Source organism: Dokdonella sp., from assembly GCF_036518555.1.
Lineage (GTDB): Bacteria > Pseudomonadota > Gammaproteobacteria > Xanthomonadales > Rhodanobacteraceae > Dokdonella_A.
The window spans coordinates 1-14,754 of record NZ_DATDMY010000192.1; the positions used below are offsets into that span (position 1 = coordinate 1).

Annotated in this window: 10 protein-coding genes; 8 read left to right on the forward strand and 2 right to left on the reverse strand. The window is 69.0% G+C overall.

The genetic code is table 11. The features are described from left to right. From VI238_RS10930 to VI238_RS10945, 4 genes are all read left to right on the forward strand, one after another. A partial coding sequence (locus tag VI238_RS10930; RefSeq protein ID WP_331651218.1) for a thioredoxin family protein occupies nt 1-1,086 on the forward strand: 1,086 nt, incomplete at its 5' end. 179 nt (nt 1,087-1,265) lie between these two features. Beyond that, nucleotides 1,266-1,976, forward strand: a complete 711-nt coding sequence (gene msrA / locus VI238_RS10935) for a peptide-methionine (S)-S-oxide reductase MsrA (protein WP_331651220.1) — start codon at nt 1,266-1,268, stop codon at nt 1,974-1,976. Between the two features lie 117 nt (nt 1,977-2,093). Continuing rightward, nucleotides 2,094-2,288 carry a hypothetical protein gene (locus VI238_RS10940; protein WP_331651222.1) on the forward strand — a complete coding sequence of 65 codons (195 nt, stop codon included), beginning with the start codon at nt 2,094-2,096 and terminating at the stop codon, nt 2,286-2,288. A gap of 91 nt (nt 2,289-2,379) precedes the next feature. Then, nucleotides 2,380-3,636: a sorbosone dehydrogenase family protein gene (locus VI238_RS10945; RefSeq protein WP_331651268.1), complete on the forward strand. Its 1,257-nt coding sequence runs from the start codon at nt 2,380-2,382 to the stop codon at nt 3,634-3,636. A 223-nt stretch (nt 3,637-3,859) separates the two neighbouring features. Here VI238_RS10945 and VI238_RS10950 read toward each other — a convergent pair whose 3' ends face one another. Further along, complete coding sequence (locus VI238_RS10950; protein WP_331651224.1) at nt 3,860-4,015, reverse strand: hypothetical protein; 156 nt, start codon at nt 4,013-4,015, stop codon at nt 3,860-3,862. 246 nt (nt 4,016-4,261) lie between these two features. On the opposite strand from VI238_RS10950, the gene VI238_RS10955 reads away from it, so the two are divergent. The 3 genes from VI238_RS10955 (at nt 4,262) to VI238_RS10965 (ending at nt 11,831) form a co-directional block, all read left to right on the forward strand. Then, nucleotides 4,262-6,997 (forward strand): FG-GAP-like repeat-containing protein, encoded by a 2,736-nt coding sequence (locus VI238_RS10955; protein ID WP_331651226.1) that lies wholly within the window; start codon nt 4,262-4,264, stop codon nt 6,995-6,997. 271 nt (nt 6,998-7,268) lie between these two features. Further along, the gene (locus VI238_RS10960) at nt 7,269-9,962 is read left to right on the forward strand and encodes a TonB-dependent receptor domain-containing protein (RefSeq protein WP_331651228.1); all 2,694 of its coding nucleotides are present in this window, start codon (nt 7,269-7,271) and stop codon (nt 9,960-9,962) included. A gap of 120 nt (nt 9,963-10,082) precedes the next feature. Continuing rightward, the gene (locus VI238_RS10965) at nt 10,083-11,831 is read left to right on the forward strand and encodes a hypothetical protein (protein WP_331651230.1); all 1,749 of its coding nucleotides are present in this window, start codon (nt 10,083-10,085) and stop codon (nt 11,829-11,831) included. Between the two features lie 224 nt (nt 11,832-12,055). On the opposite strand, the gene VI238_RS10970 is transcribed toward VI238_RS10965, so the two are convergent. Continuing rightward, nucleotides 12,056-13,498: an MFS transporter gene (locus tag VI238_RS10970; RefSeq protein WP_331651233.1), complete on the reverse strand. Its 1,443-nt coding sequence runs from the start codon at nt 13,496-13,498 to the stop codon at nt 12,056-12,058. 141 nt (nt 13,499-13,639) lie between these two features. On the opposite strand from VI238_RS10970, the gene VI238_RS10975 reads away from it, so the two are divergent. Beyond that, the gene (locus tag VI238_RS10975) at nt 13,640-14,563 is read left to right on the forward strand and encodes a LysR family transcriptional regulator (RefSeq protein ID WP_331651235.1); all 924 of its coding nucleotides are present in this window, start codon (nt 13,640-13,642) and stop codon (nt 14,561-14,563) included. The last annotated feature ends 191 nt before the right edge of the window (nt 14,564-14,754 follow it).

Sequence of the window (14,754 nt, forward strand, 5' to 3'; positions counted from 1 at the left end):
AACGGAGTCGAGCAATCGCTCATCGACGCGATCGGCACGCGCGCGCCGCGGCCCGCGCAGGACGGCGCGATGATGATGTCGGCGACGGCGCACGACGCGAGCGGCGTGCGCAGCGAAGGCGAGCTGCCGCCGCTCGACGGCGCCGTCGCCTGGCTCAACTCGCCGCCGCTCACGCGCGAAGGCCTGCGCGGCAAGGTCGTGCTGGTCGACTTCTGGACCTATTCGTGCGTGAACTGCCTGCGCACCCTGCCCTACGTGCGCGCGTGGTACGCCAAGTACAAGGACCAGGGCCTCGTCGTGATCGGCGTGCACGCGCCCGAATTCGCGTTCGAGAAGGACGAACGCAACGTGCGCCGTGCGGTCGCCGATCTCGGCGTCGACTACCCGGTCGCGCTCGACAACGACTACGCGATCTGGCGCGGCTTCAACAACGAGTACTGGCCGGCGCACTACTTCATCGACGCGCAGGGCCGTATCCGCCACCACCATTTCGGCGAAGGCGCGTACGAACAGTCGGAGACCTGGATCCGCGAGCTGCTCGAGGAAGCGCACGGCGGTGCGCTCGCGGCGATGCCGATGGCCGCGCCACCGGTGCAGCCCGACACGAGCGGCGTCGCGCTCGCGCCCGCGAATGCCGAGGTCGGCTCGCCCGAGACCTACCTCGGCTACGAGCGCGCCGAGCACTTCGCGTCGCCGGGCGGCGCGGTGCACGACGTCGCGCACGAGTACACCGTGCCGGTCGCCCTGCCGCTCAACGCGTGGGGCCTCGCCGGCATGTGGACCGTCGCCGACGAGAAGGCGCGCCTCGAGAAACCCGGCGGTCGCGTCGTATTCCGCTTTCATGCGCGCGATCTCAATCTCGTCCTGGGCCCCGCGGCCGATGGCAAGCCCGTGCGCTTCGTCGTGCGCATCGACGGCGCGCGTCCCGGCGACGACCACGGCGTCGACACCGACGCCGACGGTCGCGGCACGGTCACGCAGCAGAAGCTTTACCAGCTCTATCGCTCGAAAGGCGGGGTCGCCGACCACACCTTCGAGATCGAGTTCCTCGACCCGGTCGAGGCGTTCGCGTTCACGTTCGGATGACCATGCGATCGGGCGCGACCATCGCAACGGTCGTTCGTCGAGCGCTTCCGGCTTTCGCGTCGCCTGCAGCGCGCGGCGGCGCAACGGAACCTGCGTCATTCCCGCGCACGCGGGAATCCATCGGGCCTTCCGTGCGTGCATGCGCTCGCGGGGGCCGCTTCCATGATCGGAGTACCGCCATGTCCTTGTTTCGTTTTTCCCGTTTGACCGGCGCACCCATTGCGATCGTGCTGCTCGTCGCCGTGAGCGCATGCCAGCGCATCGGCCACTCGGCCGAACCCGCGGTCGCGATTCCACCACCCGCGGTCGACGAGCCGCTGTCTGCCAGCACGAGCGAAACCGCCGTGTTCGCAGGCGGCTGCTTCTGGGGCGTGCAGGGCGTGTTCCAGCATGTGAAGGGCGTGACGAAGGCAGTGTCCGGCTACGCCGGCGGCGGCAGCGGCAACGCGCACTACCAGGATGTCGGCAGCGGTCGCACCGGCCATGCCGAGTCGGTGCAGGTCACGTTCGATCCGCACCAGGTCACTTACGGTCAGCTGCTGCAGATCTATTTCTCGGTCGCGCACGATCCGACCCAGTTCAACCGCCAGGGTCCCGACGTCGGCCCGCAGTACCGTTCGACCGTCTTCGCGATGAACGACGCGCAGAAGAACGTCGCCGCCGAGTACATCGCGCAGCTCGACAAGAGCGGCGCGTTCGCGCGACCGATCGTGACGACGATCGAAACTGGCAAGACGTTCTACCCCGCCGAGCGCTACCACCAGGATTACCTCACGCTCAATCCGAGCGAGCCGTACATCGCGATCAACGACCTGCCGAAGCTCGCGAACCTCGAGCGCCTGTTCCCGGAGCGCTGGCGCGCGCAACCGGTGCTCGTCTACGCACACTGAGTCGATCGCCGGCGCGACCCGCGGCTGAACGAGTACGCCGTTCGCACGGGCGCAATTCAGGCCCGCACGCCGATGCTCATGGCTCGACCCGCACGTGCGGGGGTTCCGGGACATGACATGAAGCACGATCGAACGCGATCCCCTGATCATCTCGACCGCCTGCCCGCGCAGGCGATCGCTTCGCTCGACCATGCGTTGCGTCGCGAGTTCGCGCGCACGCCGTCGCGTCGAGAGCATGTGCGCATGGAACGCGAACGCATGCGGCGCTTCGTCGAGATGCGCGGCCGCCACTGGTCGCTCGAGGAGCGCTGAGGTGAGCGCACCGAACGTATTCGCGCTCGCGCTCGTCGTCGCGATCGGCTCGACCGTCCACGCGATCGGCGCCGCCGTGCCACCGTCGACGATGCCCCCGGTATCGTCGACCGGTCCCGCGCCGACGTTGCCACCGCCGCACACGTCGCTCGTGCCCACGGTCGAAATCGCTGACGCCGTCGGCTGGAAGGACGGCGAGGCACCGACCGCCGCCGCTGGCTTCGCGGTCGCCGAATTCGCGCGCGACCTCGAACACCCGCGCTGGCTCCACGTGCTGCCGAACGGCGACGTGCTCGTCGCCGAGTCGGATGCGCCGCCGAAGCCCGACGACGGCAAGGGCATCAAGGGCGCGATCATGAAGAAGCTCATGAAAAAGGCGGGTTCGTCGACGCCGAGCGCGAACCGCATCAGCCTGCTGCGCGATGCGGACCACGACGGCAAGGCCGAACACACGTTCGTGTTTGCGAGCGGCCTCAATTCGCCGATCGGCATGGCCCTCGTCGGCGACGCGTTCTACGTCGCAAACACCGACGCCGTGGTGCGCTTCGCCTACAAGGATGGCGCGACGCAGCTCGACGGCAGCGGCGAGCGCATCGTCGACCTGCCCGCGGGCTCGATCAACCACCACTGGACCAAGAACATCATCGCGACGCCGGACGGGAAGTACCTCTACGTCGCGATCGGCTCCAACAGCAATGTCGGCGAGAATGGCATCGAGGCCGAGGCGGGTCGCGCCGCCGTTTCGCGCATCGATCTCGCCACGCGCACGCTCGAGCCGTATGCGACCGGCCTGCGCAATCCGGTCGGCCTTGCGTTCCAGCCCGACAGCGGCGCGCTGTGGACCGCGGTCAACGAACGCGACGAACTCGGCGACGACCTCGTGCCCGACTACATGACGTCGGTCAAGCAAGGCGCGTTCTACGGCTGGCCGTACAGCTGGTGGGGCTCGCACGTCGACGAACGCGTGAAACCCGCGAACCCCGGGCGCGTCGCGGTCGCGATCGCACCCGACTACGCGCTCGGCGCGCACACCGCGTCGCTCGGCCTCGCGTTCTGCACCGACGACGCGTTCGGCGCGCATTACCGGCATGGCGCGTTCATCGGCCAGCACGGCTCATGGAACCGTAGCCAGCCGAGCGGCTACCAGGTGCTGTTCGTGCCGTTCACCGACGGCCAGCCATCGGGGCCACCCGAGCCCGTACTGACCGGCTTCCTCGATGCCAACGGCGACGCGCGCGGCCGCCCGGTCGGCGTCGCGTTCGACGGGCGCGGCGGGTTGCTCGTTGCCGACGATGTCGGTGGGCGGGTGTGGCGCGTCTCGCCGCAGGCGACCCGTCAACCGGAGTGATCCGGCGTGCTGCGGTAGGTGCTGGTGTGGACGTCGATCGACCGCTGGCCCATGAAACCCATCGCGAGCCGTGCTTTTCGTCGAGCAACTCGTTGATTTCCTCGACGAAGAACGGCAGCTGGCGTTCCGAGTAACCGATGTGCACGTACGCCTGCGGGTGTAGCTCGGCAACATCGGCGCCGGCTCTGCGCCCACCGCCCACGATGCACGCGCATCCGCGCCTTCAGGCCATCAACGAGCCAATACCCGTTGAAGTGGACTCCGCGACGATACCGACGTCCTCATCGTGATCCGACTCCCGTTGCTTCAGGATCGCCGGCGCCTCATTGGGCAGCCGGCGCTGCCGGAGTGGTGGATCGTTCTCGTCGAGCACGGCCAATGCGCTATCGCTGGAATGAAGATCGATCGCTGCGTACAGTGACCTGACGCTCCGGTCGCATTGCGATTGTACAGAACGTCGCAATTCCGAACCTGCTGCGACGCACGGGAGGCGGCGGCATGAGCCTTCAGGGGAGGTCGGAGCAACTCTTTCCCCGGGATTCGCTGACTCCGGTTTCGCCGGAAAGGCGAAGCCCGAGTGCGACCATTGGTCAAGACGTGTCTTGTTTTCTCAAAGGAAGAACGAATGCGCACCGTGCCCTCGAGCGTCGCTGGTCTTCACCTGTCGAAAGCACATTGGAGTCCGTTGCTGTCGTTGGTGCTGGGGCTTGGCGCGAGCTCGTCGGCGTTCGCCGATACCAATACGCTGACGGTCGCCAACACCACCAAGGGTACGAGCAACAGGCCCGTCACCATGCTGTTTCCGGTAACGCGCAGCGGCGACCTGGTTTACGAGGCTGTGCTGGACTACCACACGGTGGATGGGACGGCACTGGCCGGAACGGATTACACGGCGACGACGGGCCGCATTACGATCCCCGCGGGAGCAACCACCGCCACCATCCCGGTCACGCTCAGCGCCCAGGCCCACAGCGGACCCGACTACACGTTCCAGCTGGTGCTCGATTCCGCAGACCGAATCTGGCCGGCACCCGACTTTGCCTCGCAGCAGTCCTTCGCCACGGGAGCAGGTCCCTTTTCCGTCGCCGTCGCCGACGTGAATGGCGATGGCAAGTCCGACCTGATCGTGGCGAATTATTTCGGCGGCAGCCTTGTTTCGGTGCTGCTCAATACCACGGCGCCAGGCGCGACGACGCCGAGCTTTGCTGCGCAGGTTACATTCGCCACGGGATCAGGGCCCCATTCCGTGACCACCGCCGACGTGAATGGCGACGGCAAGCCCGACCTGATCGTCGCGAACTTCGACGCGAACACGATCTCGGTGCTGCTCAACACGACCGTGCCCGGCGCCACCACGCCCGGCTTTGCGGCGCAACGGTCGTTCGCCGCGGGGGCGGGCCCCATTTGCGTCACGGCCGCCGATATCAACGGCGATGGCAAGGCCGACCTGCTCCTGACGAACTTTGGCGGCAACACCGTCTCGGTGCTGCTCAACACCACCGCGCCCGGTGCCACCACGCCTGGCTTTGCTGCGAGGCAGACATTCACAACGGGAGCAAATCCTTTTTCCGTCGCTGCCGCCGACGTGAATGGCGACGGCAAGCCCGATTTGATCGTGACGAACGCGAACAGCAGCGGCGTCTCGGTACTGCTCAACACCACCGTACCCGGCGCCACCACCCCGAGCTTTGCCGCCCAGCAGGCATTCGCCACGGGATCGAACAACCAGTCCGTCACCGTCGCCGAGATCAACGGCGACGGCAAGCCCGACTTGATCGTGGCGAACTTCTACGACGGCACCGTCTCGGTACTGCTCAATACCACCGCACCCGGCGCCACCACGCCGAGTTTTGCCACCCAGCAGGCCTTCACCACGGGACTCAGTCCGAGATCCGCCACGGCCACCGACGTGAACAACGACGGCAAGTCCGATCTGATCGTGGCGAACAGCGACAGCAACAGCGTCTCGGTGCTGCTCAATACCACCGCGCCCGGCGCCATCACCGCGAGTTTTGCCACGCAGCAGACGTTCGCCACGGGCGATAAACCCGTTTTCGTCACCGTCGGCGACGTCAACGGCGACGGCAAGCCCGACCTGATCGTCGCGAACGACAACGGCAACTCGGTTTCGGTGCAGCTCAACTCCACTGCGCCCGGCGCCGCTACGCCGAGCTACACCGCCCAGCAAGCCTTCGCCACGGGAGCGGGTCCACGATCCGTCGCCGTCGCCGATGTCAATGGCGACGGCAAGCCCGACCTGATCGTCGCGAACGATGGCGGCAACACGGTCTCGGTGCTGCGCAATGCCACTGCACCCGGTGCCCCCGTGCCGAGCTTTGCCGCCGAGGAGACCTTCGCCACGGGAGCGGGTCCCCAAGGCATCGCCGTCGCCGATATCAACGGCGACGGCAAGCCCGATCTGATCGTGGCGAATGCGATCGACAACACCGCCTCGGTGCTGCTCAATACCACGTCGCCCGGTGCAGCCACGCCAAGCTTTGCGAGCGAGCAGGTTTTCTCCACGGGAGCGGGTCCCCGATCCGTCGCCGTCGCCGATGTCGACGGCGACGGCAAGCCCGACGTGATCGTGGCCAATGCCAACGGCAACACCGTCTCGGTGTTGCTCAATACCACCGCGCCCGGCGCCGCCACGCCAAGCTTCGCGATCCAGCAAGCGTTCGCCACGGGAGCGGGGCCTCGATCCGTCGCCATCGCCAACGTGAACGGCGACGGCAAGCCCGATCTCATCGTCGCGAACTTCAACGACAACACCATCTCGATTCTGCTCGGCACCACCGTGCCCGGCGCCACCACGCCGAGCTTTGCCGCCCAACAAACCTTCGCGGCAGGGTCGGGGCCGATCTCCGTCACCGCCGCCGACACCAATGGCGACGGCAAGCCCGATCTGATCGTCGCGAACCGCACCGACAACACTGTCTCGGTGCTGCTCAACACCACCGCGCCAAACGCCGCCACGCCGGGCTTTGCCATCCAGCACACCTTTGCCACGGGCGTGGGTCCCGTTTCCGTGACCGTCGGCGAGATCGACGGCGATGGCAAACGCGACCTGATCGTCGCGAACTACGGCGACGACACCGTCTCGGTGCTGTTCAACACGACCGCGGCCGGTGCCACCACGCCGAGCTTCGCCACGCAGCAGACGTTCGCCACGGGAGTGGGCCCCGTTTGCGCCACCACTGCCAACGTCAACGGTGACGGCAAGCCCGACCTCATCGTGTCGAACTTCGGCAGCGGCAGCGTTTCGGTGATGCTCAACACACAGTACCAAACGCTATTCGCCGGCAGTCCTGCGACCGGCACGATCGTGCACGACTACATCTTCGAGAATGGATTCGAATAGGCATTCGAGGCGCTCGACCTTTCGGGCTGGCGCATGCGCTCACAATGGAGCCGACGCGCGCTGCACTGCCTGCGCAGTTCTCCCACGGTCTCGTTTTGGAACGCTTCGCAATCACCGCATGCGCCAAGCGCATTCTGCGTAATGGACTGCCCACGTCCCTAGCCCGTGGCGATGGTGCACGCGTCCACAGCCCCAGCGTCATCCCCCCGTAAACAGCCCCGTCCATGATGTTCGGCCGTCTTCGCCCGACGGATCGAACAAGGACATGACGGTGACTCCACGACTCCTGAGCCTCGCGATCGCGTTCGGCCTCTTCGCGACGGCTGCTGCGCGCGCGGCGGATGTGCCCGCGGCAGACGACGGCACGCCCGCAGCGGCGGCGGCCGACGCGGTGGCTGCGACCGCGGCAGTGCCGGCAGCGCCGGCGACCGATGCGAGCAGTGCATCCGACGCGAGTGCCGACGACGCGACGCATCTCGAAGGCGTGCGCGTGAACTCGCGCTATCGCGCGGGCGGCGATGCGCTCTATCTCGACGAGCGGCGCGCGGCGTCGAACGTGACCGAGGCGCTCGGCGCGGAGCAGATCGCGCGCACGGGCGACAGCGACGTCGCGACGACGCTCAAGCGCGTGACCGGCCTCAGCGTCGTCGACGGCAAATACGTCTACGTGCGCGGGCTCGGCGAGCGCTACTCAAGCGTGCTGCTCAATGGCGCGCCGATCCCGAGCCCGGATTACACGCGCCGCGTCGTGCCGCTCGACCTGTTCCCGACCGAACTGCTCGACGGCATCGTCGTCGACAAGACCTACGTGCCGCGCCTGCCCGGCGACTTCGGCGGCGGCACGCTGGAACTGCGCACGCGCGACGTTCCGGACGCGTTCTTCTTCCGCGCGCAGGCGGGCTCGGGTTACGTCGACGGCACCACCGGCGAGGACGGCCTGCGCTACGACGGCGGCGACCGCGACTGGACCGGCTACGACGACGGCGCGCGCCGCATCCCCGACTCGCTCGCCGCGGCGATCGCGGACGGTCGCTATCTGCGCCCGCGCTCGTCCGCGAACCCCGACGGCGCGACGCCCGAACAACTCCAGGCCTACGGGCGCGACCTGTCCGGCGCGGGCTACGGCATCGACCGCCGCCGCATCGCGCCGGACGCGACCTTCTCGCTCGGCATCGGTAACGGCTTCGATCTCGGCGACGACGTGCGCCTCGGGCTCATCGCGGCCACGCGCTACAGGCAGGCATGGGACACGCGCGACGAACAGCGCCATACCTACGCCGCGAGCAGCGCGGGCCTCACCGAGGTCGGCGACGAAACGGTCGAGTCGACCCAGCGCAGCATCGACGCAAGCGCGCTCTTCGGCGCGGGCCTGCGCATCGGCAACAACCACCGCATCGGCCTCACGCACATGCTGCTGCGACAGACCGACGATCGCGCGAAGATCACCGACGGCACCTCCGACAGCGTCGACTCGCGCTACTACGAGACGCGCTGGACCGAGAACCAGTTGCGCGCGACGCAACTCGATGGCCACCACGCGTTCGCCGCGCTGCACGACCTCGAGCTCGACTGGCAGGTCACGCGCGCGAACGCGGCGCGCGACGAGCCCGACACGCGCCGCTGGCGCTACGACTACGCGGGCGACGCGCTCGAGTTCTCGCGCCGCTCGGACTCGAACTCGCAGAGGTTCGCCGACCTCGAGGATCGCCAGCGCGACCTCAACGTGAAGGGCCTGCTGCCATTCGCGTTCGCGGACGGCTCGTCGCTCGCACTGTCGGCGGGCATCGAGCGCACGCGCCGCGACCGTGCCTCGGCCATCCGCACATTCGTGTTCCAGCTCGCACCGGGCTCGCCGCTCGCCGCGGACCCCGGCTTCTTCCTGCAGCCGATCGGCGCGATCCTCGACCCGTCGAATGTCGCGCCGGACGGCTTCGTGCTGCGCGAGACGACGCGCGCGACCGACAACTACTCGGCCTCGCAGCGCCTCGACGCCGCGTTCGTCAATGCGGACCTTTCGTTCGCCACCGACTATCGCGCCACGCTCGGCGTCCGACGCGAGCACAACGACCAGGACGTGACGACGTTCAGCATCGTCAACCCGGATACGCCGCCCGTCGTCGCGGGCGACCGCAGCACCGCGTGGCTGCCTGCGGCGAGCTTCACCTGGCTCTACAGCGAACACGCGCAACTGCGCGCCGCGTTCAGCCGCACGGTCGCGCGCCCGGATTTCCGCGAACTGTCGCCCGCGCCGTACACCGACCCCGAGCTCGATATCGACACGATCGGCAACCCCGAGCTCGAGACCACGCGCATCCGCAACGTCGACCTGCGCTGGGAGTACTACTTCGACGAGGCGGACAGCCTCGCGGTCGCGCTGTTCGACAAGCGCTTCGACGCACCGATCGAGCGCGTGCGCCTCGCGGGCTCGACGCCGCTGCTGAGCTTCCAGAACGCGGCGAGTGCGCACAACTACGGCGTCGAGCTCGACGCGTACCGCAACCTCGGCTTCCTCGGCACGGCATGGGCCGGCATTCCGCTCGATCGCCTGCGCGTCGGCTTCAACGTCGCGCGCATCCGCTCCAATGTGCAGCTCGATGCACAGTCGGCGAGCTTCCAGACCAACCTGTCGCGGCCGATGCAGGGCCAGTCGCCGTACGTCATGAACCTGCAACTGGGTTACACCGATCCGGATGCCGGGCTCGAGGCCACGCTGCTGTTCAACCGCTTCGGGCGACGCGTGTCGCAGGTCGGCGTGCAGGGCCAGCCGGACATCTACGAAGAAGCGTTCGACGCGCTCGACTTCCAGCTGCGCCACGCGTTCGCGCGCGACTGGCGCTGGACCTTGCGCCTGCGAAACCTGCTCGATCCCGCGGTCGATTTCACGCAGGGCGGCCTTTCCACGCGGCGCTATCGCAGCGGCCGCGAGCTGCAGCTCAGCGTCGAGTGGCGCCCCCGCGCGCACTGACTGTCACCACACGGACACGCGAGCGCGGCCGCAGCGTCACATCGGCGTCTTACGGTCACCGGCTCGGAGGGTCGCGTTCGCGGCCCTTATTTCGCAGACAGCAATTGGAGGGGTGGCCCGATGACATCTTCTAAGACGATCCTTGCCGCGGCGATGCTCGCGGCGTTGTGCGGCAGCCAGGCACACGCCGCGCTCACGCTCACCGACGCGTTCGACGGCGGCTGGGCCGACCTCTCGCATCCGTCGTCCGCGCGCGGCTGGGTGTTCGACGTGCTCACCGCGCCGAACGGCAGCAAGACGCTGTACCTCTCGGGCTATCTCTACGACGCCGAAGGCAACCCGATCTGGGTGACCGCGTCGCCGCAGATCGGCGAGTTCGACTTCGAAGCGAGCTCGGAGCTGTACGCGTTCTCGGGCGGCACGTTCAATGGCGCGGGCACCGAAGTGCCGGAGCGCGCGTCGTTCGGCACGATCGACGTGTCGTTCGCGAGCTGCACCGAAGGCTCGGTCAGCGTCGCGCCCGCCGCGGGCAGCGGCCTGCAGCCGGTGTCGTTCACGATCAACCCGCTGCAGAACCTCGTGACCGCCGAGAACGGCGCGTGCGTCTATCGCACGAAGTTCACCGCCTGCCCGGCCGGCACCACGGCGGGCAGTACGCCGCGCAGCTGCGTGCTCACCGGCGCGATCACGCGCGACCTGACGCTCACGAACGATACGACGTGGGAACTGCAGGGCCTCGTCACCGTCGGCGGCGACAACGCGAACAGCGCCACCGTGACGATCCAGCCGGGCACGCTCATCACCGGCCGCGGCGATACCGCCGATTACCTGTATGTGAACCCGGGTTCGAAGCTGATCGCGAACGGCACGCCGAACGCGCCGATCATCTTCACGAGCCCGAAGGACGGCAAGCTCGGCGAGACGCCGGCGCCGGGTGACTGGGGCGGCGTCGTGCTTTCCGGCAACGCGCCGAACAACAAGTGCCCGGCCGCGCCGTTCGACTGCCGCAGCGAGTTCAATCCGGACCTGCGTTACGGCGGCAACAACCCGCACGACAGCTCGGGAAGTCTGCGCTACGTGCAGTCGCGCTATGCGGGCTACGTGTTCAGCGAAGGCCGCGAGGTCAACTCCTTCACGTTCCAGTCGGTCGGCGACGGCACCGTAGTCGACCATCTGCAGGCGTATCGCGGCAAGGACGACGGCTACGAGTTCTTCGGCGGCACGGTCAACGCGAAGTACCTCATCTCGTACGAAGGCGGCGACGACGGCTTCGACTGGGACGAAGGCTTCAGCGGCAAGGTGCAGTTCGCGTTCGTGAAGTGGGCACCCGAAGCGCTCGCGCTCGGCAACGACAACGGCTTCGAGGCATCGAACCAGAACGAGAACAACGACGCGCTGCCTCGTGCGACGCCGAGCTGGTCCAACGTCACCTTCATCGGCAACGGCAACGGCGGCGGCAACGGCATCAATCTCAAGGAAGGCACCGCCGGCCACCTCAGCAACATCGTCGTGAAGGACTTCAACAAGACCGGCAAGGGCTGCCTGTTCGTCGACCACGCGGCCACCGCGGCGCAGGTCGGTGGCACCGACCTCACGCTCGACCACGCGTGGCTCGACTGCAGCACCAACTTCGTCGACGGCACCAACGGCGTCCCGGGCAAGGCGCAGGCACTGTTCGACGCGGGCGCGGGCAACCACACCGGCAATCCGCAGCTCGCGACGTTCGTGCCCGCGAACGGCTCGCCGCTGACCGCCGCCGGCCGCCTCGTCAGCGACGATGCGTTCTTCACCGCGGCCCCGTACATCGGCGCGTTCCGTGACGCGAACGACGACTGGACCATGGGCTGGACGTACGGCATCGCGCGCTGATCCAACGCGTCACCGATGCGGGAACAGACGGGGCCTCCACGAACGTGGGGCCCCGTTTTGCCGTCAAGTGCCTTCGCACCTCGTCGCCTGTCGGAGCGTCGGCGCCATCTCGCCCGCGTGCGCGGTGCCGACACACGCCATGCTGTCGGCCGCGTTGGCGAGCGCGCCGTGCGACGCGCGTGCCGCCGTCAACGCAAACGCGTGCCAGCGACGGTGAAGCGCGATCATGCAGAACCTCCCGCCACCCGCGCCACGCGCGGCGCGCGCGCCGCCATGCGCAGCGCCAACCCGAGCGCCCCCAGCACGAGCATCGCAGCCACGCCGAACGCGACCTGCGTGCCCGCCGCGACCGCGGATGCCGACGCCGCACCGACCTCGGCGGCGCCCGTGCCGATCGCGAACACGGCGCCCATCGCGGAAGCGCCCGTGACGAGGCCGAGGTTGCGCGAGAGGTTGAGCAGGCCGGACACGACGCCGCGCTGCGCGGCATCGACGGCGGCGACGACCGCGGTGTTGTTCGCGGCCTGGAACGTCGCGTAGCCGGCCGTGATCGCGACCAGGGGCATCGCGTAACCGGCCACGCCCGACACCGCCGGCAACAGCGCGAGCGCGACGCAGCCGAGCGTCATCGCAGCGAGCCCCGCGAGGGTCACGCCGCGCGCGCCGAAGCGGTCGACCGCACGCCCGGCCGGCACGCCCGCGATCGCCGCGACCAGCGGCCCCGCGGTCATCACGAGGCCGACCGACGCGGGACTCAAGCCGAGCGCGCGCGCGAGATGGAACGGCCCGACCACGAGCGTCGTCATCGCGACCGTCGTGACGAGCGCGCTCATCGCGAAGCCCGCGCCGACCGCGCGGTCGCGGAACAACGCCAGGCGCACGAGCGGGGCCGCACGGTGCGCCTGCACGCGCACGAACAGCGCGGCGCCCGCGACCGCGACGCCGAACAGGGCGAGCGCCAGCGGGTCGAGCGCACCGTGGCCGAGCGTCATCGAAAGGGCGTAGGCTGCGAGGGTGATCGCGAGCAGCGCCGAGCCGACGACGTCGAACGATGCCTGTCGCGCGCGCGGCGCATCCGGCGGCAACGACGCCGCCGCGAGCGCGAGCGCGAGCAGCCCGAGCGGCACCTGGAGGAAGAAGATGGATCGCCAGCCGAGCCCCGCCAGCAAGAGGCCGCCGAGCGAAGGCCCGAGCGCGGTGCCGACCGCCGACATCGTGCCGAGGAAGCCCATCGCGCGGCCCGCGCGTTCCTGGGGCACCGCGTCGCCGACCAGCGCGAGCGACAGCGCCATCATCACCGCGGCGCCGAGGCCCTGGCCGGCGCGCCCGAGCACGAGCATCCACAATGCGCTCGACGCGCCGCACGCGAGCGAGGCGACGGCGAACACGGTCACGCCGACCAGCAGCAGGCGGCGCCGGCCGACGAGGTCGCCGAGCCGGCCGACGCTGACCACGAGCGTCGTCACCGCGAGCAGGTAGGCCAGCACCACCCACTGCACGGCACGGAAGCTCGTGTGGAACGCGTCGACGAACGTGGGCAATGCGACGTTCGCGACGCTGGTGCCGAGCGAGGGCAGCAGCATCGTCGTCGCGAGGCACGCGAGCACGAGCGACGGCGCGCGCGTGCGCGCGGCGGTCGATGCGGCGGGGGAAACGGAAGTGGACATCGCAGCGCTCCAGGCGGCCGCGGCGACGGCGCGGCGCAGGGGGCAGAGCCTAGGCGCCGGGCGCGCGACGCAGAAGGCGCGCACGGCGCAACGTATTCGTGCAGCCAACGCCATGGGTGGCGCGCACGCGGGAGGTGGACCATGTCGATGCCGGACCTCAACCTGCTCGTGACGCTCGACGTGCTGCTCAAGGAAGGCAGCGTCGTCGGCGCCGCGCGGCGCCTGCAGCTGAGTGCATCGGCGATGAGCCGCGCGCTCGCACGCCTGCGCGAGCTCACCGGCGACCCGCTGCTCGTGCGTGCAGGGCGCGAGCTGGTGCCGACGCCGCGCGCGCTGGAACTGCGCGAGCGCGTGCGCCAGGTCGTCGACGATGCGGAAGCCGTGCTGCGCCCCGCGCTCAAGCTCGACCTCGCCACGCTGGCGCGCACGTTCACCATCCGCAGCACCGAAGGCTTCGTCGAAACGTTCGGCCCCGCCCTGCTCGCGCGCATCGGCGCCGAGGCGCCCGGCGTGCGCCTATGGTTCGTGCCCAAGCTCGACAAGGACAGCACCGCGCTGCGCGAGGGCATGGTGGACCTGGAAACCGGCATCACGAGCGCCGCGATGGGCCCCGAGATCCGCACGCAAGGCCTGTTCCAGGATCGCTTCGTCGGCGTCGTGCACACGGGGCATCCGCTCAGCCGCGGCGCGCTCACATCCGAACGCTACGCCGCCGGCGACCACGTGCTCGTCGCGCGCCGCGGCCTCGAGATGGCGCCCATCGACCGCGCACTCGACACACTCGGCCTGTCACGCCGCGGCGCGGTCACCGTCGGCGGCTTCGGCCCCGCAATCGCGCTCGCGCGCGCATCGGACCTCATCGCGACCGTTCCCGAGCGTCACACGCAGAGCCTGTGGCACGGCATGCACCGCTTCGCACTGCCGTTCGACGTGCCCGGCTTCACGATCTCGCTGTTCTGGCATCCGCGGCTGGACGGGGATCCGGCGCACCAGTGGATCAGGTCGCTCGTCACGACGGAATGTCGCGGGCGGCAAGACGCCGGAAGTCAGCCACACGAAGCCTAGCTGCAACCGCAAGGGTCGGTGCGCAGCGCCAACGGCGCCGTCGCCCGAGGCATGCGCATGGCGCGTGCCCCGCGAGCATCGCACGACGTGCGTTCCGGGATCACCCGAAAGAGGGGGCCGCCGCACCGCCGATCGGGCGATGTGCGTCGCGTGCCACGCGCTCAAGATCGATGACGTCGGACGATGCCGAG

What these genes read in the sequence shown, in the direction of transcription:
- msrA (WP_331651220.1), top strand. Translation starts at nt 1,266, where the DNA reads ATGTCCTTGTTTCGTTTTTCCCGTTTGACCGGCGCACCCATTGCGATC.
- VI238_RS10940 (WP_331651222.1), top strand. Translation starts at nt 2,094, where the DNA reads ATGAAGCACGATCGAACGCGATCCCCTGATCATCTCGACCGCCTGCCC.
- VI238_RS10945 (WP_331651268.1), top strand. Translation starts at nt 2,380, where the DNA reads ATGCCCCCGGTATCGTCGACCGGTCCCGCGCCGACGTTGCCACCGCCG.
- VI238_RS10955 (WP_331651226.1), top strand. Translation starts at nt 4,262, where the DNA reads ATGCGCACCGTGCCCTCGAGCGTCGCTGGTCTTCACCTGTCGAAAGCA.
- VI238_RS10965 (WP_331651230.1), top strand. Translation starts at nt 10,083, where the DNA reads ATGACATCTTCTAAGACGATCCTTGCCGCGGCGATGCTCGCGGCGTTG.
- VI238_RS10970 (WP_331651233.1), bottom strand. Translation starts at nt 13,498, where the DNA reads ATGTCCACTTCCGTTTCCCCCGCCGCATCGACCGCCGCGCGCACGCGC.
- VI238_RS10975 (WP_331651235.1), top strand. Translation starts at nt 13,640, where the DNA reads ATGTCGATGCCGGACCTCAACCTGCTCGTGACGCTCGACGTGCTGCTC.